Origin of the sequence: Thalassospira sp. MCCC 1A01148, assembly GCF_001613795.1 — a bacterium.
Taxonomy (GTDB): domain Bacteria; phylum Pseudomonadota; class Alphaproteobacteria; order Rhodospirillales; family Thalassospiraceae; genus Thalassospira.
In genome coordinates this window covers 1,018,252-1,038,730 of the sequence record NZ_LPVZ01000020.1, presented here as the reverse complement: position 1 = coordinate 1,038,730, position 20,479 = coordinate 1,018,252, and the positions used below count along the sequence as shown (strand labels likewise).

18 protein-coding genes and 1 tRNA gene are annotated in these 20,479 nt (G+C 55.8%); 12 read left to right on the top strand and 7 right to left on the bottom strand.

Annotated features, from left to right (window positions below; translation table 11 throughout):
• Window positions 1–154: 154 nt before the first annotated feature.
• The gene (locus tag AUQ43_RS14210) at window positions 155–1,765 is read left to right on the top strand and encodes a hypothetical protein (protein ID WP_062956875.1); all 1,611 of its coding nucleotides are present in this window, start codon (window positions 155–157) and stop codon (window positions 1,763–1,765) included.
• Between the two features lie 120 nt (window positions 1,766–1,885).
• On the opposite strand, the gene AUQ43_RS14205 is transcribed toward AUQ43_RS14210, so the two are convergent.
• Entirely contained in the window at window positions 1,886–2,605 is a 720-nt protein-coding gene (locus tag AUQ43_RS14205) for a Bax inhibitor-1/YccA family protein (protein ID WP_062956874.1), read from the bottom strand.
• Window positions 2,606–2,862: 257 nt separating this feature from the next.
• On the opposite strand from AUQ43_RS14205, the gene AUQ43_RS14200 reads away from it, so the two are divergent.
• Together AUQ43_RS14200 and AUQ43_RS14195 are read left to right on the top strand one after the other, a co-directional pair.
• A complete protein-coding gene (locus AUQ43_RS14200; RefSeq protein ID WP_232310685.1) occupies window positions 2,863–4,374 on the top strand; it encodes a hypothetical protein in 1,512 nt (503 codons plus the stop codon).
• Window positions 4,375–4,483: 109 nt separating this feature from the next.
• Window positions 4,484–6,100 (top strand): acyl-CoA synthetase, encoded by a 1,617-nt coding sequence (locus tag AUQ43_RS14195; RefSeq protein ID WP_062956873.1) that lies wholly within the window; start codon window positions 4,484–4,486, stop codon window positions 6,098–6,100.
• Between the two features lie 105 nt (window positions 6,101–6,205).
• On the opposite strand, the gene AUQ43_RS14190 is transcribed toward AUQ43_RS14195, so the two are convergent.
• Together AUQ43_RS14190 and AUQ43_RS14185 are read right to left on the bottom strand one after the other, a co-directional pair.
• Window positions 6,206–8,764 carry an ABC transporter permease gene (locus tag AUQ43_RS14190; RefSeq protein ID WP_062956872.1) on the bottom strand — a complete coding sequence of 853 codons (2,559 nt, stop codon included), beginning with the start codon at window positions 8,762–8,764 and terminating at the stop codon, window positions 6,206–6,208.
• The gene (locus AUQ43_RS14185; RefSeq protein WP_062956871.1) at window positions 8,761–9,507 is read right to left on the bottom strand and encodes an ABC transporter ATP-binding protein; all 747 of its coding nucleotides are present in this window, start codon (window positions 9,505–9,507) and stop codon (window positions 8,761–8,763) included. The genes AUQ43_RS14190 and AUQ43_RS14185 overlap by 4 nt, the downstream gene beginning before the upstream one ends.
• Before the next feature lie 242 nt (window positions 9,508–9,749).
• Here AUQ43_RS14185 and AUQ43_RS14180 point away from each other — a divergent pair, with 242 nt between their 5' ends.
• The 7 genes from AUQ43_RS14180 (at window position 9,750) to AUQ43_RS14150 (ending at window position 17,032) form a co-directional block, all read left to right on the top strand.
• A complete protein-coding gene (locus AUQ43_RS14180) occupies window positions 9,750–10,412 on the top strand; it encodes an arylesterase (RefSeq protein WP_232310684.1) in 663 nt (220 codons plus the stop codon).
• A 1,029-nt stretch (window positions 10,413–11,441) separates the two neighbouring features.
• Complete coding sequence (locus AUQ43_RS14175; RefSeq protein ID WP_062956869.1) at window positions 11,442–12,146, top strand: J domain-containing protein; 705 nt, start codon at window positions 11,442–11,444, stop codon at window positions 12,144–12,146.
• Between the two features lie 146 nt (window positions 12,147–12,292).
• A complete protein-coding gene (locus tag AUQ43_RS14170; RefSeq protein ID WP_062956868.1) occupies window positions 12,293–13,411 on the top strand; it encodes an FIST C-terminal domain-containing protein in 1,119 nt (372 codons plus the stop codon).
• Between the two features lie 152 nt (window positions 13,412–13,563).
• A complete protein-coding gene (locus AUQ43_RS14165) occupies window positions 13,564–14,604 on the top strand; it encodes an NADP(H)-dependent aldo-keto reductase (RefSeq protein WP_062956867.1) in 1,041 nt (346 codons plus the stop codon).
• Between the two features lie 125 nt (window positions 14,605–14,729).
• On the top strand, window positions 14,730–15,596 hold the full coding sequence (locus AUQ43_RS14160) for a pirin family protein (protein ID WP_062956866.1): 867 nt from the start codon (window positions 14,730–14,732) through the stop codon (window positions 15,594–15,596).
• Between the two features lie 66 nt (window positions 15,597–15,662).
• Window positions 15,663–16,259: an RNA 2',3'-cyclic phosphodiesterase gene (thpR, locus tag AUQ43_RS14155; protein ID WP_062956865.1), complete on the top strand. Its 597-nt coding sequence runs from the start codon at window positions 15,663–15,665 to the stop codon at window positions 16,257–16,259.
• A complete protein-coding gene (locus AUQ43_RS14150) occupies window positions 16,256–17,032 on the top strand; it encodes a pyrroline-5-carboxylate reductase (RefSeq protein WP_062956864.1) in 777 nt (258 codons plus the stop codon). The genes thpR and AUQ43_RS14150 overlap by 4 nt, the downstream gene beginning before the upstream one ends.
• A 73-nt stretch (window positions 17,033–17,105) precedes the next feature.
• On the opposite strand, the gene AUQ43_RS14145 is transcribed toward AUQ43_RS14150, so the two are convergent.
• Window positions 17,106–17,768, bottom strand: coding sequence for an NAD(P)-dependent oxidoreductase (locus AUQ43_RS14145; RefSeq protein WP_062956863.1), 663 nt, complete (start codon window positions 17,766–17,768; stop codon window positions 17,106–17,108).
• 36 nt (window positions 17,769–17,804) lie between these two features.
• Window positions 17,805–18,704, bottom strand: coding sequence for an EamA family transporter (locus AUQ43_RS14140; protein WP_062956862.1), 900 nt, complete (start codon window positions 18,702–18,704; stop codon window positions 17,805–17,807).
• A 169-nt stretch (window positions 18,705–18,873) separates the two neighbouring features.
• Between AUQ43_RS14140 and AUQ43_RS14135 the strand changes: the two genes are divergently transcribed.
• Entirely contained in the window at window positions 18,874–19,380 is a 507-nt protein-coding gene (locus AUQ43_RS14135; RefSeq protein ID WP_062956861.1) for a MarR family winged helix-turn-helix transcriptional regulator, read from the top strand.
• A 1-nt stretch (window position 19,381) separates the two neighbouring features.
• Here AUQ43_RS14135 and AUQ43_RS14130 read toward each other — a convergent pair whose 3' ends face one another.
• Together AUQ43_RS14130 and AUQ43_RS14125 are read right to left on the bottom strand one after the other, a co-directional pair.
• Entirely contained in the window at window positions 19,382–19,567 is a 186-nt protein-coding gene (locus AUQ43_RS14130) for a hypothetical protein (protein WP_232310683.1), read from the bottom strand.
• A 152-nt stretch (window positions 19,568–19,719) separates the two neighbouring features.
• A tRNA-Ser gene (locus tag AUQ43_RS14125) sits at window positions 19,720–19,809 on the bottom strand.
• 349 nt (window positions 19,810–20,158) lie between these two features.
• Between AUQ43_RS14125 and AUQ43_RS14120 the strand changes: the two genes are divergently transcribed.
• Window positions 20,159–20,464, top strand: coding sequence for a hypothetical protein (locus AUQ43_RS14120; RefSeq protein ID WP_062956860.1), 306 nt, complete (start codon window positions 20,159–20,161; stop codon window positions 20,462–20,464).
• Window positions 20,465–20,479: the final 15 nt, after the last annotated feature.

The window sequence follows — 20,479 nt, the reverse complement described above, 5'->3', positions numbered from 1 at the left end:
CCCAACTTGGGGTCGTTTGCCTTATCCTTCGGTATGATAAAAATGACAACGCACAGCATTGACCAACCTTGAATACAGGACGAAAATGATCCGATAAAAGTCTAAGGACCCTTGCTGTCAGGCTCTTCAAAGCAAGGGACAGATAAGGACAATAATGGCTGGTTTCTGGTCAATGGTTGGCCTCGTGTTCAAATCCCTGATCACGGGTGCGGACACTGTCGATGATATGGGGGGTGCTGCCGACGACGTTCTGGCAGCCGACGATGTTCTGTGCCGGTATGGTATCGCGCGCTTCACACCGCCAGAACCGAATGCCCATATCGGCGCAAGTGTTGACGACGAAGTTGCCGATGTTGTGAAGGCTGCGGTGTCTTCTGTCCCGGAAAGTGCCGGGGTTCGGATTGATCAGTTCTTCTCACCCAATCCCGATGCAGCCGACCCGTTTCAAGCCATGCGCGAGGCGCAACTTGGCGTTCTGAACGTCGCACATCGCAAGGATGTCGATACTGTCTTCTGGGGGCGTCAGGATCCGCGCAACGGCTATCTTGATCTTCACATGGTCAGTGATGCGCTGGCATCGTCACTTTATGACTTGATGCTGCCCCAGACATACAGTTTCCGTCAGCTGACCCATCCTGATGTTTCCGAGGCATTGCGCATTCTCCTGACGGCCCAGCTTGTGCTGAAATCAACCGGCGGCGAACAGCGCGCCCTGCAGATTGCCCGACTGGCCGCTGTCCTTGAAGACCTTCAGGACCGAATTCACGGCGGTGATATCTTTTCGCAGGGCGGTGCCGGTGTGGGGCTTGCCTATGGATTCGGGGCGTTCGTTCTTTCGGAAACCGGGGATCGATCCTATTGCGCAAGTGCCTTGCGCGTCATGGAACCCTATATCCGGAAAATGGTCAGCGAAGCTTCCGAAAAACCAGTGTCCGCCACAGGAAAAACCGCTGCCCCGACCGGGCTCAAGGGCGAGTCACTTGATGCTGATAATGCGGGCGCCCAGGAGGTTCCGCTTTCCACGCTTCTTGACGGGATCAGTGATTTTTCCAAAATAAACCCGCGCACCGTCGCGGCGCTTGCCCTGTATGGGGCACTTGTGAACTGGTCGCTGATTGCCAACCTCAAGGCGCGTTCTGGTGCATTGTCCATTGCGATCTGGCGGATGCTGGAACGCCGGATTGAGCTCTCCATGGGGTCTCCGGTGGATCGTGCGCTTTCGATTTGCAAGCTTGGCGAAGCCATGGTGCTCACCGGCAAGGACAAGGAAGACGCCAAGCTTGTCGACAAGGGGGCTGCGCATTACCGCCGGGCAATTGGCATGATCAATGCCCGTGTTCATGGCCCGCTTTATGCGACAATCGCCTATGGTCTGGCCGAGGCAATTGTGTCTTCGGCAACCATCCGTGATGTCACGATCCCCGATACACAGGTGGTCCCGGTCTTTCAGGCCGCACTCAAGGTCTGCACGCGGCGCGATCATCCCTATATCTGGGGGCGGATCATGTTTGCCCTTGCAACTGTCTATTTGACCAACGGCAACCTTCACAAGGATATCGAAATGCTCACCCATGCCCGGATGAGCTATTCCCAAGCCTACGAAGCCTTTAACGAAGCAGGGGCGAAGGGCGCGGCACGTGCCGCATCTGGCGGCTACACCCGATCGGAAAACTTCCTGTCACAGCTTGGTCACCGCAAGACGGTCATGGATGCCACCGGCGGTGTTGGTGAAAGTTCGGACAAAGGTGCTGCAAACGCCTCCTGATGTGTTTTTACTTCGGGCAAGGACCTGCTTCATTCATCCGGCAGTTCGACAAAAAGAAACCCCGCAGCGCAAGGCTGCGGGGTTTTGACTGCGAAGCGTGATGTTCTAGCCGGATGACTTCTATTCGCGGTTACCGAAGAAGTGCAGCAGCATGATGAACAGGTTCACGAAGTCGAGATACAGACGCAGCGCACCAAACAGGGCTTTTTTGCCTGCGGTCGTTGCATCGTCATGTTCGTGATACTCTTCCTTGATGCGCTGGGTGTCATAGGCGGTAAGGCCCGTGAAGATCAGAACACCAGCCGCCGAAATGACGAACTGCAGCATCGTGCTTGCAAGGAAGATATTCACCACCATCGCGATGATGATACCGATCAGGCCCATGAACAGGAAGCTGCCCCAGCCCGAAAGGTCTTTCTTGGTGGTGTAGCCAAACAGGCTCATCGCACCAAAGGTACCCGCGGTGATGAAGAAGGTACGTGCAATCGACTCACCGGTATAAACCAGGAAGATCGACGCAAGGGACAGACCCATCATTGCGGCATAGATCCAGAATGTCGCCTGTGCAGCACCAAAGCTCATCTTGTGGATGCGTGCGCTCAGGAAGACGACAAGCCCGATCGGGGCCAGCATGACAATCCAGTGCAGCCCAGTGCCGAAAATAGCCTGCATCAGGGTCGGGCTGGTCGACACAGCCATTGCCACGATACCGGTCAAGGCAAGTGCAGATGCCATGTAGTTGTAGACACGCAGCATATAGGCGCGGAGACCTTCATCGATCTCGGCCGCCGACCGGCCAACCGAGACGTCATAGCCGCGTTGACGCGTTTCAAAAGCCATTGAAATCCCTCTTTGATCCAATTGTGAGCAGAACATAGGTATACAATTCTGCGATGATCAAAATATGGCAGGATTTCCGTGAAAAGCAACGGTTTGCCTGATCGGGTGCCAATAGGTCGCCATCAGATGTGAACTTGTTCACCTTCGATATGACGCTATCGTGAAATCACCCGATGACGACAGGTTTTGTAAACGGGTCTATGATGACGCTTGCGGGACTCGCAAAAAATCCACTCAACGCATACAGGCCCGACCCCATGTCATTTCGCGCCGCAAACCATATGTCGCTGTCAAACCCGGTCCGGGTGTTTTGGCGTGCACTGGTAACCGGCGGGCTGATCGCGGGGCTTTTTGGTGCTGTTGCCTTGGATGTGAAGGCGCAAAATGCCAACCTTCAACGTGCGCCGGGTGATGGTGACATTCCGGTCTTTACCGATGTTTATGACGGATCGGAATTTTGTGCCGATGGCAATGGTGATGCCCCGTGCGCTGTTGCCCCGGTTGATGTGCCGGAATTTGATGCCAGCTTCGTTTATCGATTTCTGGCTTATCATGCTCAACGCCCGTTTGATCGATTCTCGTGGCAGGCCTTCACAGCGCTGATGAGCCCACTTGAGTACCCGGGCCAGAAAACCTACTGGGAAACATTCCCGACACGGCGTGATCTGTTTGCCGAGCTGGCCTATCCCAATCCAGCATGCAGGGATGATCTGCCAGACGGGCATCTGTTGCTGGCAAGCTACCTGCAATCGACCGGAGATACGCTGATTGATCAGGCAGGTAACTTTGTTCTGTTTGAAACACGCATCAATCCGGTGGCCGCTGACTACATCATTGCCAACAACCTGCAATCAAAGGCCGGGCGTGCGCGATTTGCCAATACCGGACAGTTCATTGATTTCCCGACCGGGCATTTGACGGCGGGTGCCGAAAGCAAGGTTAAGGCCACCATCGCCAATGGCGATGGGGTGCAAAAGCCTGATTCGGCAATTCCGCCATCGGCGCCCGGTGTGATGGGCGCGCAACTGTTAAAGTTCGCATGGCGCATTCTGTCCCCCGACAATGCGGCAGAAAATGCGCGCTACTTCACCCGCCCGGCGCGGATATCGCTTGGCAGTGACCAGATGCTGGACGGGCAGGCGACATGCCTTGATGTCACGGTCGGGCTGGTTGGCCTGCATCTTGTGCAACGGGTTGCCAGCGGCAATGGGGATCGCTGGATCTGGTCGAGTTTCGAGCATGTCGATAATGTTCCCCTGGCCACAAATGCGCTCCGTCCCAACAGCATCATCACCAAGGAACCGTTTGAAAACGGATGCCTGTCACCGGGGCCAGTGGATCAGCAATACGCCTTTTACGGCGGGATGGGGGCGGTCGGCAGCCCCGCCAACCAGCCAATCTCTGAAACCCTGAAATGGGCCGACCATGCGCCATATGCCCGCCTGTCATCGGGGGATAGGCCCTTGCCCCCGGAAATCGTGCGCTGCTGGCGGCTGTTTTCCGGCACGGCGGAAAGCAACTTTGTTTGGCAGGGCAAACTTTCGGGCACCGTCTGGGCAAATTACATGCTGCTGGGTACGCAATGGATCGGAAATCCCGGCGGTGCACCGTTTGGTATTGGTGAAGTGCCGCGTTTTCTGACCAACAGCACGCTTGAAAGCTTCATGCAGGATCAACCGGATGCCACCTGTTTGGGATGCCATGCCCGCGCAACAAGTGACGCCGGACAGGTTGCCAACTTTACCTTTCTGCTTGATCCGGGCAGCTAACCGATCACGAACAGAGAGACCTTCCAATTTTCCACGATTGCCACTAGCATGCATCGCAACATTTGCCGCACCCAAAAACAAAGAACAGCGGCGAATTCAGGGAGGAAATATGCTGGGCAGTCGTTCTGACTATGCTTCGGTGCGTTCAAGTTTTGCCTGGGACGTGCCGACCCACTTCAATATCGGCGTTGATGTCTGCGACAAATGGGCGGACGACCCGGATCGTTTGGCATTGATGCATCGCAGGCGTGATGGCACGCGCCGTGACTATACATTTTCACAGATCAAACGCCTGTCAAACCGCTTTGCCAATGTCATGCGCCGTCATGGCATACGGCGTGGCGACCGGGTCGGGATCCTGTTGCCACAAAGTCCGGAAACGGCGATCGCCCATGTTGCGACTTATAAAATGGGCGGTATTGCCGTGCCGCTCTTTACCCTGTTTGGGGTGGATGCGCTCGAATATCGTCTGGGGAACTGTGCCGCCAAGGTACTGGTGACCGACAAGGAAGGGGCCGCCAAGATCGCTGAAATTCGCGATCTTTTGCCCGCACTTGAATATGTCTATGTGATCGATGGGGCGCCAGACAACTGTTTTGATTTCAAGGCCCTGTCATCAGAAGCCAGTGACGATTTCGAACCGGTCAACACCCGTGCCGATGAACCGGCGCTGATCATCTACACATCGGGCACCACCGGTCAGCCAAAGGGTGCTTTGCATGCGCACCGTGTGTTGCTGGGACATTTGCCCGGTGTTGAAATGTCACATGATTTCTTCCCCGAAGACGGGGATGTCATGTGGACCCCGGCTGATTGGGCGTGGATTGGCGGGCTTTTGGATGTCCTGTTGCCCGCCTGGCATCACGGCGTGCCTGTTGTTGCCCACCGGTTTGAAAAATTCACGCCCGAGGATGCCTTTCGCCTGATGGCGGAATATGGTGTGCGTAATACTTTCCTGCCACCGACCGCGCTCAAGATGATGCGGGCCGCGGGCGACGAGCTGGCGCAAAGGTTCAATTTCAAACTCCGCTCTATTGCAAGCGGTGGTGAAACATTGGGTGCGGAATTACTTGATTGGGGGCGTCGGGTGTTTGATGTCACCATCAACGAGTTTTATGGCCAGACCGAATGCAACATGGTGGTTAGTTCCTGTCAGTCGATCATGGACTCAAAACCCGGTGTTATGGGCCGTCCGGTGCCCGGTCATGATGTTGCGGTGATTGATCTGGGGGGAACGGTGCTTGAACCCGGTGAAATGGGCCGCATTGCCGTGCGTGCGCCTGATCCGGTGATGTTCCTCGAATACTGGCGCAATCCCGAAGCCACCCGCGACAAGTTTGTTGGTGAATGGCTTCTGACCGGGGACATGGGCAGTGTCGATGCAGATGGGTACATCCGCTTTGTCGGGCGCGATGATGATGTCATCAGTTCGGCCGGGTATCGTATCGGGCCGGGGGAAATTGAAGACTGTCTGATTGCCCATCCTGCCGTGCGCATGGCCGGTGTGATCGGCAAGCCCGATGATCAGCGGGGCCAGATCGTAAAGGCCTTTGTCGTATTGGCCGATGGTTTCGCCGAAAGTCCGGAGCTTGAAAGCGAAATCAAGAACTTCGTCAAAACCCGATTGGCCGCACACGAATACCCGCGCGAGATCGCCTTCCTTGACCAATTGCCAATGACAACCACCGGCAAGGTCGTGCGGCGGGCCTTGCGCGACATCACCTGATATCGTGCCCGGATTTCAAATCGTTCCCAAAACGGTTTTGTATAAAACAAGGCCGGGTCTTTCTGGATCCGGCCTTGCGTGTTTAAGGTCATCTGCGCCTGTTGGCTATTCGTTGCGTAACAACGGCGCTGCCGGACTGCGCAGAGCCTGCCATGTGCCGACAAAACCGGCTGCCAGCGTGGCAAACAGGCCAATCGCAATCGGTCCGATAATGGTCATCGGCAACAGCACCCAGTTAGCCTCCATGATCAGCACCAGCACCGACCAGGCCGCAACCGACCCGACAAAGGCCGCAATCACACCGGTGGCAAGACCAAGGATCCCGTATTCCAGCGCATAGGCATAAAGAATGTTTGAACGTGTCGCGCCCAGTGTCTTGAGCACTACCGCGTCATAGATCCGCTTGCGGCGACCTGCCGCAACTGCCCCGCCAAGGACAAGCACGCCAGCGACAATCGCAATCATGCTGGTCGCATTAAGGGCGGTGCCGATCCCGGCCAGAATGGCATTGGCGGCCTCAAGCGCCTCACGCACGCGAATGGCTGAGACATTCGGGAAGTCCATACCGATCATGCGATCGACCGGTTCTTCCATTTCGCGCGGCATATGGGCGGTGGCGATCAGGCTATAGGGCGCCTTGTCGATTAGACCCGGTGAGAACACCATCGCGAAATTCATACGAAGGCTTTGCCATTCGATCTCGCGCCAATTGGCGATCTCGGCGGTGATGTCGCGACCCAGCACATTGATGGTCAGGGTGTCGCCCGGCTCAAGGTCAAACGCGCGACCGATATCCGCACTGATCGACACCAGCGGCTTTGACGCATCATTGTAATCAGCTGACCACCATTCACCGCGCACCAGTTTGGTTTCAGGCGGTGCGGTTGCGGCAAAGGTCAACCCGCGATCACCGCGCAGGAACCAGCGATCATCACCTGGTCCGACATCGTTGGAATTAACGCCATCAACCGCCGTCACACGACCGCGCAGCATCGGAGTTTGTTCGATATCCGAAACATTATCCTGTGCCAGAAGCTGATCGCGGAACTGGTCGATCTGATCGGGGCGAATATCCAGGAAGAAGAAGGCCGGGGCAGAGTCCGGCAGGTTCTCGTTGATCTCGTTATCAAGGTTGCCCTCGATCCCCGAAATCGTCACCAGCAGTGTCAGACCCAACCCAAGCGATAGCGCGACGGGTACGGTGCTTGCCCCCGGACGGTGAAGGTTGGCAAGCGCCAGTCTGGAAAAGGCACTGCGTCCCGTAATTAAACGTTTCGAAAGGGATACGATACCGCGCCCGGCGAAGGTGAAAATCACCACCGCCGCCGCCGAACCGCCAATAAAGCCAAGCGCAATCGCCTTGTCGGTCGCAGTCAGCACCGTCAGGATCAGCAACAGCACCAACGGCACACCGATATAGGGCAGGTCACGCTTGCGTACAGGACTGCCGCTAAACAGTCCGGCACTGGCACGGAACAATCGTGCCGCCGGGATTTCGCGTGCGCGCAACAAGGACGGCAGGGCAAAGACCAAAGTGGTCAGCACACCAAAGCTGGTGGCAATGATCAGCGATGGCAATGCCGGGCCCAGCGTCACATCAATTGGCAGCCGCCCGGCAAGGGCCGGCGCAATCAATGCCGGTGTCACCGCGCCGATCAGAAGCCCGATGGCAATCCCGATCAGGGCCAGAACAAGGATCTGCAGGAAGTAAATCCGAAGCACCAGCGCATGCGATGCGCCGATGGATTTAAGTGTGGCAATAACGGATGTTTTGCTTTCGATATGGCTGCGCACGGCATTGGCCACACCAATACCCCCGACCAAAAGGGCCGAAAGACCAACAAGGGTCAGGAACAGGGTCAGGCGCTCGATAAAGCGTTTCAGGCCGGGGTTGGCATTGGCCGTATCGCGAATGCGCCAGCCTGCCTCTTCGAACCGCTCTTCAAGCCGTTCGCGAAAGGCGGTCGGGGTTTCATTATCATTGATATCCAAAGCGTAATAATAGCGGATCAGACTGCCCGGCTGCACCAGCCCGGTCTCCATCAACCCGTCCATCGAGACCATCAGGCGCGGACCAAAATTGAAAAAGCCAACGGCCTTGTCAGGCTCGGTCTTGATCACACCACGAATTTGAACATCAATATCGCCAAGCGCGACCGTGTCACCGACATCGATCCGAAGCCGTTCAAGCAAGCCTGCCTCGGTCACAGCCCCCCAAACGCCATCCTTTTGTTCAAGGATCCCGTCAAAGGCAACCCCGTCGGCAAGCTCCATCGCGCCAAACAGCGGATAGGCATCATCAACCGCCTTAAGCTCCACCAACCGGCGCTGGTCCGGGCCATAGGCCGTGGTGCGCATGGTGGCCAGTTCGGCAACACGTTCGGTGTTTGCGCGCAGCCACTCGATCTGATCACCGGTCGCTTCCTGATGGGTCAGGCGCAGTTCAACATCGCCGCCCAAAAGCTTCCGCCCGTCACGCTCCAGTGCCGATAGAACGGATTCCGAAACGTTTCCGACAGCCGCAATCGACCCGACGCCAAGCGCCAGACAAGCCAGAAAAATACGAAAACCTGATAACCCGCCGCGCAATTCGCGCCGACAGACCCGCCAGGCAATGGACCATAGGCGGTCCGCACCGTCAGTGGGGGAAACAGATGTATTCATGACTGCGATTCCAGATGCGAAACGATTTCGCCGTCGCGCAGCATCACCGTGCGGTCGCACCGCTTGGCAAGGGCAGGGTCATGGGTAATCAAAAGCAGGGTCGAGCCGCGCCGCTTGGTCAGATCAAACAACAGTTCGATAATCGTTTCACCGGTCGTGCCATCAAGGTTGCCGGTTGGCTCGTCGGCCAGCAAAAGCTCAGGGTCGGTGGCAAGTGCACGTGCAAGCGCAACGCGCTGTTGCTCCCCGCCCGATAGCTGGCCCGGATAGTGATCGGTGCGATGGCCCAGCCCGACATGCTCCAACTCTTCGCGCGCTTTTTCAAAGGCATCCTTGCGCCCGGCGAATTCCATCGGAAGCGCAACGTTCTCCAGCGCGCTCATGGTCGGGATCAGGTGGAAGTCCTGAAACACGATGCCGACATGATGGCGGCGATAAAGGGCCAACCCGTCTTCATCAAGGGCGCGCAGGTCCTTGCCACACACCTTCACAACGCCTTCCTGGGCTTGTTCCAGTCCGGCAATAACCATCAAAAGCGATGTCTTGCCCGACCCCGACGGCCCGACAAGCGATACCCGCTCGCCTGCACCAATCGAAAGATCAACCCCTTTAAGGATCTCGACAATCCCGGCCGGACCTTGCAGCCGCAGCTTCAGGTTTTGCACATCAATTGTCTGTTTTGGCGCTTCACCAGACGCGGCGACATTTTGTTCCGGTATCGTGGTGGTTTCGGTCACACTCATTTCGGGTCCTATCGGGTTGTCCGTTGCAAGATCGGCAAAGCAGGCTAAATAGGTTTACGGATCAGGACGTTTCTGGTTCAGACTTCTTTTGATCTGAACGACTTCTGTCTGCGTTCATCAAGGGTAAACGTTCGGAAACCGCTCGGGCAAGTTCGCAGCATATTAAGGTGAGATTTGTAATGAATTCGGTGTTTGGGCAAGGTCACACTGTAAACAAGTTCACGTACAAGTTGGCAAAACAGTTGCGTAAATCTGCCACGCAGGCATGCGCAGCCCTTGCCATTGCTGTCTTTGCCCTGGCTGGATTTTCTGATGAAGCGCGGGCGCAGGAAACCGATCAAGCGACCAAAACCCTTGTATTGTTTGGCGACAGCCTGATGGCCGGTTACGGCCTGGCCCATGAAAATGGCTTCGCGCCCAAGCTTGAGGCGGCCCTGAAGGATGCAGGTCATGATGTGGAAGTCGTGAATAGTTCCGTCTCTGGCGATACCACGGCGGCGGGTCTTGCGCGCCTTGACTGGGCACTGGTTGACAAGCCCGACGCGGTCTTGCTCGAACTTGGTGCCAATGATGCACTGCGCGGTATGGAGCCGTCCCAGACCCGGGAAAATCTGGCAGAAATCCTTGAGAAGCTGCGCGGCATGGATGTCGATGTCTTGCTGGCTGGCATGATGGCGCCGCCCAATATGGGAACGGCGTATGGTAATGAATTCAACAGCATCTATCCTGATCTCGCCAGCCGCTATCAGGTTGATCTTTACCCGTTTTTCCTTGAAGGCGTTGCCGCAGAACCCAGCCTTAATCAGGATGACGGCATGCACCCCAATGCCGAGGGCGTGGACGTTATCGTAAAAAGTATCCTGCCAGATGTGATCAATCTGCTGCAGACATCAGACGCCAGCTAACAAGGCCAAGATCTGCGGCTGCCGGACAATTCAGGCAGTTATCGGTTCCTGAAAGCCACCATCCGGTTACGTTGGCATAAAACCGGCACGTCACCCCTGTAATCAAAACGTCTCCAGTTAATAACCCACAGGTTTGCTCACAAGACGGTCGGGCACACATCGTGCCGAGCGTTTCTTGCGCTCGATTTGAATGCTGTGCGTAAAATGGGCTGTTTCCAAGGGGTTATGCGGTTTCCAGCAAGTTATAAAATTTCGCAAGTGCGTAAATCAGCGCAATTATGCCGCTTGCGGCCAATAAAAAACTGCATATGTAGATAGAAAATGTCAACAACTCGAAACGATTTACCGGTCAGACCGTAAGGATACCAGTGTCACTCACCTGAAACAGGAATAATACAATTAAATCATATATTTAGCGTTGTCTTCCGGGTGGTGCGTGCGCCGTGAATCTTGCCTGAAAATCCCCATTTGGGGACCAAAACATGGGGTTTGGTGTAAAATTAACACCTCATTTACTTTCGGTTATGTTTCGAACTGGCTTTACGTTAACTGCATATGTTGTTTTACGGGAACGCTCTGACAGGGGATCGACGACAATTTCAGTTTTTGACGGTTTTGCCTCCGCCGACGAATTGGACCCTCTTCCCAACAACGACTTGAAAATAATGTTTTATTGCAATCACTTAACAGAATTCGCAAAGAGTGTCTGTAATCTGCGACCTGTGGATAACTCCGCAACAGTCAAAACGGGTGTATGACGTCAAGGAAATACACGTAATTCATCAAAAAATGTTTTATATCAAACGCTTGGTATTTTTCAGTGAACCCCGTTTGTTTCCTGGGAGTCGCAAATTGGCCTGTGAATGAATCGGAAGCGATTCAATTTTGACTGCAAATGCAGTTGCAGGGGCCGGACTCCGTCGATACACTTCCTTCTTATGCTGTTGAATATCGGGCGCTCTTTTGCGTTTCTCATGTTCGGTTATGCTAAATTAATTAAATAATTCAATGCCTTAAAGGGATTGTTCTGTGTCGTCTTCTTCCACCGTCAAGCAGTCCTACACCATTCCCTGTTCCTCGATCTTCCGCGACGCGGTGCTGCAATTGGCAGAACGGCGCGGTGTGAATGCCGCCGATCTGGCGCGCTCGGTCATGCTGATCGTTCCGGAAAAGGCGATTGAGGACTATCAGGACCCCGGCGATCCGCCCAAGGGGGACCGTGAAACCATCGTGCTGAAGTCCGGCCCGGCCGAGGGGCGGCCCTGGCGGCGCAAACCCCGCCTGCAATTGCGCCTGCCTCCGGGCTTTTCGGTGGTGACCGTGCGCAAGGCGTTGCAAATGGCGATTGATTTCGACGCGGGGGATGTGAATATGCGCGTCGAGAAGTCAGATGTATTGGCTGCTGAACGCGCTGCCCTCGAAGAAGCCCGTGCCCTTAAGAAACGTCAGGCAGAGCCACCTGTCGAACTTCTGCAATCGCGTGAAGAGCTCGAACGTCTCCGTCAGATTGTTGATAACCTTGCCTTTGATCCGCTTGATCGTGGCGTCACCACCTTTAACGAGGCGCTTCACGTCATGGGCTTTCCGCCAAGCGCCCGGCCCGATATGCGAGCGATCCGGTCGAAATATCGCGTTCTGGCAGCCATCCATCATCCCGACAGCAATTATGGCTCCCACCAGCGCATGACGCAGCTCAATGCCGCGATGGAGATCCTGCGCAAACACGTTTCCTGATTGCGCATATTGTGCGCCATGACAAACCGATCCACGGCCCCTTGTGGAAGGGTTCGCGCAATGCTTAGATGTAAGAAAGTCGATTTCTGGTTTGGCGACCGGGCACAAGAACCGGCCACCCCGACCAGCCAGCAATGGGAGACAGCATGACGGCGGAATTTCGGGCGGCACATGCCAGCGGTGAAAACTGGGCCTCGGTCGCATCCGAGCTTGCCGAACTTCTGGAAAAAGAACCATTACCAGAACAGGCACTGGCTTTTTTGTATGTCTCCGAACCGCTTGCCGGGGATCTTGGCAGTATCCTGACCTTCCTGCGTTCGCGCCTGTCGATTGAACACTGGATCGGAACGTCCGGTGTTGGGGTTTGCGGATCAGGGCGCGCCTATTTCGGGGTTCCGGCGGCCTCTGTCATGATCGCCCCGTTTGCCCGTGATGACTTCCACATCTTTGAACCCCTGAAAACCGAAGCCGATCTGGACGCCCCCGAACTGCAAAAGGCGATTGATCGTCTGCAACCGATTTTTGGTCTGGTGCATGGCGACCCGGGCGCACCTGACAGCCTCGGTCAATTGGCCGAGCTCGCAAGGTTGGGCTCGACTTATCTGGTTGGCGGGATTGCCTCGGGCGAACGCGGTGCGCCACAGATTGCTGATCGCATTGTCGATGGCGGCCTTTCGGGTGTTCTGTTTGACGGTAAAACCAGTGTTCAGGTCGGTATCAGTCAGGCCTGCACCCCGGTTGGTCCGGTCCATCGCGTGACCGAGGGGCGCGATGGCATTGTCTCGACCCTTGATGATCGTCCAGCCCTTGAGGTGCTTAAGGAAGAACTCGACGCCGACGGTGGGGAACAATCCATGGCATCGGGGCGGTATCATGCGGCCCTGATGGTACCGGGATCGGACACCGGCGACTTTGTCGTGCGCAACCTGATGGGGGTGGATCCCCATAACAACATGATCGCGATCAGCGGTGATGTGCAGGCGGGCGATGCCATCCGCTTTGTCCGCCGCGACGGGGCAGCGGCCGAGCAGGATCTGCGGCGCATGCTGGCTGATTTGCAAAAACGTCTGCCGGGCAAGCCGCGCGGAGCGCTGTATTGCAGCTGCGTTGCCCGTGGCCCGCATCTGTTTGGCACCGAAAGCCGCGAAATGATGATCATCCGCGATGAACTGGGCGATCTGCCGCTAACCGGCTTTTATGGCAATGGCGAAATCTGCAATGACCGCTTCTATGGATATACCGGGGTTCTGACCCTGTTTATCTAGGTCCTGACGCCAGGGCCACCTCATACCCCGTCACAATAAATTTGCCCGCCAACGGTTTCATCACGCGGCCAAGCGGATATATTCATACCATTGCAAAATCATGTGCCGCCCCGATTCAGCGGTTCTGGCGGCACAAAACAGGGGAATTTCATATGGAATATCGTCGACTGGGGCGTACTGATATAGATGTCAGTGTGATTTGTCTGGGCACCATGACCTGGGGCCAGCAGAACACGCAAGACGAAGCTTTCGAACAGCTTGATTACGCCACTGCCAACGAAATCAATTTCATCGACACAGCCGAAATGTATCCGGTCCCGGCGATGGAAGAGACCTTTACCAAAACCGAAACCATCATTGGTAACTGGCTTGAAAAGCGCGGCCGTCGTGATGATCTGGTGATTGCCACCAAGGTCGTCGGTCCGGCGGATCGTTTCCCGTATGTGCGTGGTGGGCCGCGTCTGACCCGTGGGCAAATCTTTGAGGCAATTGACGCCTCGCTTGCGCGCCTGAAAACCGATTATGTCGATCTTTATCAGCTTCACTGGCCGGATCGGAATTCCAACTTCTTCTCCAAGCTGGGCTATACCCATGACGCGGAAGAACAATTCACCCCGATCGAGGAAACCCTTGGCGCCCTTGATGAACTGGTCAAGGCTGGCAAGGTCCGCCATATCGGTCTGTCGAATGAAAGCCCGTGGGGCCTGATGAAGTTCCTTGAGCTGGCCGAAAAGAATGGCTGGCCGCGCGTGGTCTCTGTTCAGAACCCCTACAGCCTTCTGACCCGTCAATATGAAGTCGGTCTGGCCGAATGTTCGATCCGCGAAGATGCCGGTCTTTTGGCCTATTCGCCGCTGGGCGGTGGGGCGCTGTCGGGCAAATATTTGGGCGGTGCGCGTCCCGAAGGTGCGCGTTCCTCTGTCTGGCCCCAATATTTCGGGCGCTATCTGACCGAAAACGGGGTCAAGGCAACCGAAGCCTATGTGAAGCTTGCCAAGGATAACGGCCTTGATCCGGCACAGATGGCGCTGGCCTATGTCAATTCGCGCCCGTTCCTGACCTCGAACATCATTGGCGCAACCAGCATGGAACAGCTCAAATCCAACATTGGATCCGCCAAAATCACCCTGTCGGACACTGTTCTCGAAGAAATCGAAAACATTCACAAAATCTATACCTATCCCTGCCCGTAAGGAACTGAAGGGATATCCTTGGCGGTAACGTCACAGGATGGTCAGATTTTGACCCCAAACTTGGGAGATGCGGCGCGGTATTCCATGCCTCGCCGTATCCCTCACCACCGAGACGGAGGCGACCAATGGTTAAGCGTATCAACGGCAAGGAAGCTGATCTCGGGGATATGACGGTCCGCCGCATTTTACCTCACCGCGAGGTGCGTTCTGTCGGTCCGTTTGTGTTTTTTGATCACATGGGCCCGGTAAAGTTCGAGCCCGGCCACGGTGTTGATGTACCCCCGCATCCGCATATCGGCTTGGCCACCGTCACCTATCTGTTCAATGGGGCGATCCTCCATCACGACAGTCTGGGCAGCAATATCGAAATCACCCCGGGTGATCTCAACTGGATGCATGCGGGCCGCGGTATTACCCATTCCGAACGTGAAACCGAGATCGTGCGCAATTCGGTTCATGCCCTTCATGGCTTGCAGCTTTGGGTGGCCCTTCCCGAAGAGGACGAGGAATCCGATCCCGCCTTTTATCATGTGCCGAAGGATGATCTTCCAATCATCGAGGATGCCGGGCTTCATATGCGCCTGATCGCGGGCGAAGCCTTTGGCAAAACGGCCCCGGTGCCGGTCAAGTCCAAGCTCTATTACCTGGATGTCGCCATTGACGAAGGCGCGCAGCTTGTGTTGCCTGGCGAAAATCAGGAAGGGGCGATTTACGTTGTATCCGGCACGCTAATGGTCGACGGTGAAAGTCACGAACCACAAAGCCTTCTGTATGTCGCGCCCGAAGAAATCCCCGATATCGTCGCCAAAACCGATTGTCGTGTGATGTTGCTCGGCGGGTTGCCGCTTGGCAAACGTCACATCTGGTGGAACTTTGTTTCCAGCAGCAAGGACCGCATTGAAGCGGCCAAGTCCGACTGGGCGGCGGGCAATTTCCCGCAAATCGATGGTGAAGACGACGCTTTGCCGCTGCCTGCGCGCTCGACCGGATAATATCCATACACTATTCCTTCTTGAGCCGCTTCTGACCCACCCCCGAACTTTAATTGGATTGAAGACATGCGTTTGTTTGTTGGTGTGGAAATTCCCCACGATATTGCGGTCGAACTTTATCCGCTGGGGCGCGCGATAAAGGGGCTTGATCCCCAGACCCCGGAAAACATGCACATCACCCTGAAATTCATCGGTAATGTCGATCCGGGGCTGGCAGGCGAGATTGACAAGGCCCTCTCGCAGGTCAAATTCGACCCCTTTGATTTGCAGGTATCCGGACTTGATATGTTTGCATCCAACCGCAAGGTCCGCATCTTCTGGGCTGGGGTAAAGGATCAACCGGCGTTGCACACGCTTGCCAATCGGGTGGAAAATGCGCTTCTCGCACTTGAAGAATGCCCGGATATGGATATGCGCAAATTCACCCCGCATATCACGCTGGGCCGCAATCGCGATGCCGCGCGGGCTTCCATCGAACAGGCGATTGTCGATCATGGGGATGTGACCTCGCGGGTGTTCACCGTTGATCGTTTCTGCTTGTATGAAAGCCATTCAACAACGGATGGTCCGGAATTTCGCGTGATTGCCGCCTATGATGGCAAGGATGGCCCGCTTCCTGAACCAGACCTCTCAGAGGCCTTCGCAACAGAGGATTTTCAATGAAACTAGGCTTTATCGGAACCGGCGCAATCAGCGATGCGGTCATTCGCGGTCTTTTGACATCTGACTATCCGGCAAGCGAAATCATCGTTTCACGCCGAAGCGCGCATATCTCCGCAAAGCTCGCCGCCGACTTTAACCAGGTGCGGGTCGAAGACGACAATCAGGCGATCATTGATCAGTCCGATATGGTCTTTCTTGCGGTTCTGCCACAGATTGCCGGTGATGTTCTCTCAACGCTGCGCGTGCCCGATGACAAACAGATTGTCAGCCTGATTGCCACCATCCCGATTGCCGACCTTAAGCTTTGGCTGGGCACCAACGCACAATGTGATCGTGCCATCCCCCTGCCACCGGTCGAACATCATGCCTGTGTCACGGCGGTCTATCCCGGTTCGCCCGATGTCATGGCCCTGTTTGAAAAACTCGGTGGTGCGGTGGCGGCTGAAACCATTGATGCCTTTGATGGCTACGCAGCGGGCAGTGCCCTGATGGCGACCTATTTCACCGTGCTTGAAAGTGCCGCGCAGTGGATGGTCAAACAGGGCTCCGACTATGCTGATGCCAGGCGCTACCTTGCCGCGCTGTTTTCCGGGCTTGCCGGGAACACGGACAAATCCCCAGATCAAAGTTTTGCCGATCTTTATGAAGGCCACATCACCGCTGGTGGTCTCAATGAGCAGGTTGCGCAAACTTTCATCCGTGAAAAGGGCACCGATGCGCTTCATGCTGCGCTTGATGAAGTGTTCGCGCGGATCAAGGCATCTGCCAAGTAAGTTCAGGCAACAAAAACGGGCGGCTTTGATGGCCGCCCGTTTTCCGTTCTTTCTATAATCCGGCTCAGCAGTTTCAGGCCGCCGCCCTGTTCTGATACCCAACCGTCAGGCGTTGCTGCCCACCATTTCCGTCTTCTATCAGATCAACCATGGCATAGCCGAAATCAGCAAAGCTGATGCGCGCCATCCCGTCATGGTCGGGGACCAGCGTATCAGTGCCGCGCACATATTGCCCGGTCAGCGGTCCATCAATCAGCATCGCGGGCGGGCGCAGGCAGGTCCATTGCACGTCTTCATACTGATTAAACAGCGCATCCTGCTTTGCGCAGGCCTCGGCAATCGGTCGAACGGTATCAGGCAGGAAATCAGGCGCACTCAGGACAGTATAGCCGCTATCATCGGCCAGTTTCAGGGTTGCGGCCCCGCCGGTCAGGTAAATCGGGGCTTTGGTTTTACGTGCCGCGTCCAGCAAAACCCGGCTCATATCAACCAGCAAACTTTCTGATCCGCTGATCGGGCGAAGTGCGCTGATTGCAACGTCATGGCTTGCCATCAGCTCTGCAACGCGGTCCGGCTTGGCCAGCACATCAACGCTTTCGCGTGTCACGCTGTCTGGCACATCAGCCAGTTTGTGGATATTGCGCGCAATCGCGGTAACACTATGTCCACGCGTCAGGGCTTCACGCAGGGTGGCGGTGCCGACATCACCAGTGGCGCCAAACAGTACAATCTTCATCGGACGTTTCCTTTATATATGTGGGGCGTTTCGTTTTTAGGTGGTGCGCGGGGCTGGTTCGGTGATCGGGCTCTTGATCGGTGCGGGCGCAGGTCGGGCGGCGCGCTGACCAAGCCAGATGCTGACAAGCACGACAATCACACCAGTCATCTGAAGCGGGCTTAACGCCTCGCCCAGGATTACCCAGCCCAGCAAAACCGCACTGGTCGGGCTTAAAAAGCCAAAGCTTGTCACCGTCGTCGGGCCAAGGCGCGCAATACCCCGGAACCACAGGAAATAGGTCAGTGCCGCCCCGATCAGGCCAAGCCACACCAGACCGACCAGATTGACAGGCGTCGGCATCGGAAAGCCCGGTTCAATGATCAGTGCTACCGGGATCAAAAGCAGCCCGCCTGCGGTTAATTGCCAGGCCGTAAAGGTCAGCGGTGATACAGGGGGTTGCCATTTGCGTGTCATCACGGTGCCGGCAGCCATGGATGCAGCACCGAAAAGGGCGGCAGCAATGCCAATGGGATCAAGGCTGCTTGTCGGGCCAAGCACAAGCATCGCGACCCCGATCAATCCCGAAATTGCCGCGATAACACCCAGAATCGTAATGCCCGATCCAAGGGCGAAGCGGGCCAAAAACAGCACCAGCAATGGCTGAATCGCGCCAAGTGTTGCTGCCACCCCGCCGGGCAGGCGATAGGCTGCGACAAACAGCATCGACCAGAACACTGCGAAATTAAGCGCACCCAGAATAAATACCCGTGTGCGCCAGCCGGCGGGCGGCAATTGCCGGACCACAAGCAACAGGATCAAGCCGGCAGGCAGCGCGCGCAAAAGGGCCACGGTCAGTGGAAACCCATCGGGCAACATCTCCGTGGTGACGATATAGCTACTGCCCCAAATGATTGGAGCAAGTGCGGTGAGGCATAAATCAGTTGTTCGGTTCATGGTGGCGTCTCCATTTATCTTGACTTCAAGATATATTTAGAAATCTTGACGTCAAGATAAAAGTTCGGCAAGACCTAGAAAGATGTTAATTCTTCCCGCGGATTTGCGTCGCCTATCCGCACAAATCCGGGCGACCGGAACGATCATGTGAATAGTTTGGACCCTGACCATGGATAAAGTTGATCGCATTCTTGCGCAGTGGCGCCGTGAAAGGCCTGACCTTGATGTCACCCAAATGGGTGTCATTGGTCGGATAGGTCATCTGCGCAGCCATTTGAGTGCTGCACATGAACGTGTTTTCAAAAAATACGATCTGTCACTGGCAAGTTTTGATGTTCTGGCAACCTTGCGTCGGTCCGGCCCGCCCTATGCGCTTAGCCCGTCAGAACTCATTGACTGGACCATGGTGACATCGGGCACCATGACCAACCGCCTTGACCGGCTGGAAAAGGCCGGGCTGATTACCCGTCAACGCAACCCCGAAGATGGTCGCGGCTTTGTCATTGCCCTAACCGACCAGGGGTTTGAGCTGATCGACGCTGCCGTTACAGAACATGTCGCCAACCAGCATCAGATACTCGAAGCACTAAACCCCGAAGAGCTCGACCAGCTTGACGGGCTCTTGCGCAAATGGCTGGCTGCGATGAATGCGGCCGGGGATTCAGAAAACGGCTAGATCAGTCATAAACGATACCCGGGCTCAAAAGCTCAAAGCCCGCGATTTCAAACTCATACTTGCCTGACCCATCGGCCTTTTCGGCCCGGGCGATCAGCTTGCCATCCGCATTGCGAAAGACTGCGTGCGCTGTATGCAGCGCGCGGTAACAATGGCTGCCGTCAGGATAAAGGTATTTGATCATCATGCCTCCGTGCAAAAGGACATCATGAACAAATCCCCCTGACAGCCTGCTGTCAGGAGCCGCGCCAAAGACATCGCATGTCTGAGTATTGCTGACGCCACATTCGGGGGGCAACTGGTCGTTTTTGTATGCTTGGAAAAAGGCTTTCTGGTCAATGGCAGAGAGGAGGGGATTCGAACCCCTGAGGGGCTTACACCCCAACACGCTTTCCAGGCGTGCGCCTTAAACCACTCGGCCACCTCTCCACATGCGATCTTTGATATATCGCGAAAGCGGGCGGACATTAGCCGAGACGCCCGCGCTTGACAAGGCCCAATAAGCCTCTTTTTTTACTTTGCTGAAATCGCCGCAAATGGGCCTGTGGCGCGGGGTGTTTACCCACGGTTTAACCGCCTGAAACCTTTGGCAATGAAGGCGTTGCCATAATCTTTACTTCTTGTTGATGTCTCATCCGTAAGGTTTGAGGTCAGGATTTCCAATCGCTGTGTCGGCCGGGGTACGTCATGTGCCCCTTTACGGCGGCGGCAAAGACCCGTTAGGGTTCCGGTGTTTTTTGCTAATATACCGACCCTGACAGGTAGTTTGGAGAGGATAATGTGGTTTTTCCGGGCGTTGGGATGGATCCTGTTATTTGCCAGCATCGCCGTGCTGGTTGATGATTCCATCACCGCGCTTCAGACAGGCAGTTTTCGACTGGTCGCCGCAGGCGAGCTCTGGTATCGCCTTGATGCTGGCAGCCTCAACCTGCTGCAATCGGTCGTTCAGCGCTATATCTCTGTGTGGGTGTGGGACACGATCTTTGTGCCTGTCCTCCTTGCGCCAGCACTTGTCGTCCTGTTTGTGCCATCCGCGATCCTTCTTCTGCTGACCCGCAAACGCAAGCGTCAGCGCATTTTCTGATATCCGGCTTTCCCG

Bases quoted from the DNA above. Each gene is read 5' to 3' on its own strand.
- AUQ43_RS14210 (WP_062956875.1), top strand. From the start codon at position 155: ATGGCTGGTTTCTGGTCAATGGTTGGCCTCGTGTTCAAATCCCTGATC.
- AUQ43_RS14205 (WP_062956874.1), bottom strand. From the start codon at position 2,605: ATGGCTTTTGAAACGCGTCAACGCGGCTATGACGTCTCGGTTGGCCGG.
- AUQ43_RS14200 (WP_232310685.1), top strand. From the start codon at position 2,863: ATGTCATTTCGCGCCGCAAACCATATGTCGCTGTCAAACCCGGTCCGG.
- AUQ43_RS14195 (WP_062956873.1), top strand. From the start codon at position 4,484: ATGCTGGGCAGTCGTTCTGACTATGCTTCGGTGCGTTCAAGTTTTGCC.
- AUQ43_RS14190 (WP_062956872.1), bottom strand. From the start codon at position 8,764: ATGAATACATCTGTTTCCCCCACTGACGGTGCGGACCGCCTATGGTCC.
- AUQ43_RS14185 (WP_062956871.1), bottom strand. From the start codon at position 9,507: ATGAGTGTGACCGAAACCACCACGATACCGGAACAAAATGTCGCCGCG.
- AUQ43_RS14170 (WP_062956868.1), top strand. From the start codon at position 12,293: ATGACGGCGGAATTTCGGGCGGCACATGCCAGCGGTGAAAACTGGGCC.
- AUQ43_RS14165 (WP_062956867.1), top strand. From the start codon at position 13,564: ATGGAATATCGTCGACTGGGGCGTACTGATATAGATGTCAGTGTGATT.
- AUQ43_RS14160 (WP_062956866.1), top strand. From the start codon at position 14,730: ATGGTTAAGCGTATCAACGGCAAGGAAGCTGATCTCGGGGATATGACG.
- thpR (WP_062956865.1), top strand. From the start codon at position 15,663: ATGCGTTTGTTTGTTGGTGTGGAAATTCCCCACGATATTGCGGTCGAA.
- AUQ43_RS14150 (WP_062956864.1), top strand. From the start codon at position 16,256: ATGAAACTAGGCTTTATCGGAACCGGCGCAATCAGCGATGCGGTCATT.
- AUQ43_RS14145 (WP_062956863.1), bottom strand. From the start codon at position 17,768: ATGAAGATTGTACTGTTTGGCGCCACTGGTGATGTCGGCACCGCCACC.
- AUQ43_RS14140 (WP_062956862.1), bottom strand. From the start codon at position 18,704: ATGAACCGAACAACTGATTTATGCCTCACCGCACTTGCTCCAATCATT.
- AUQ43_RS14135 (WP_062956861.1), top strand. From the start codon at position 18,874: ATGGATAAAGTTGATCGCATTCTTGCGCAGTGGCGCCGTGAAAGGCCT.
- AUQ43_RS14130 (WP_232310683.1), bottom strand. From the start codon at position 19,567: ATGATGATCAAATACCTTTATCCTGACGGCAGCCATTGTTACCGCGCG.
- AUQ43_RS14120 (WP_062956860.1), top strand. From the start codon at position 20,159: ATGTGGTTTTTCCGGGCGTTGGGATGGATCCTGTTATTTGCCAGCATC.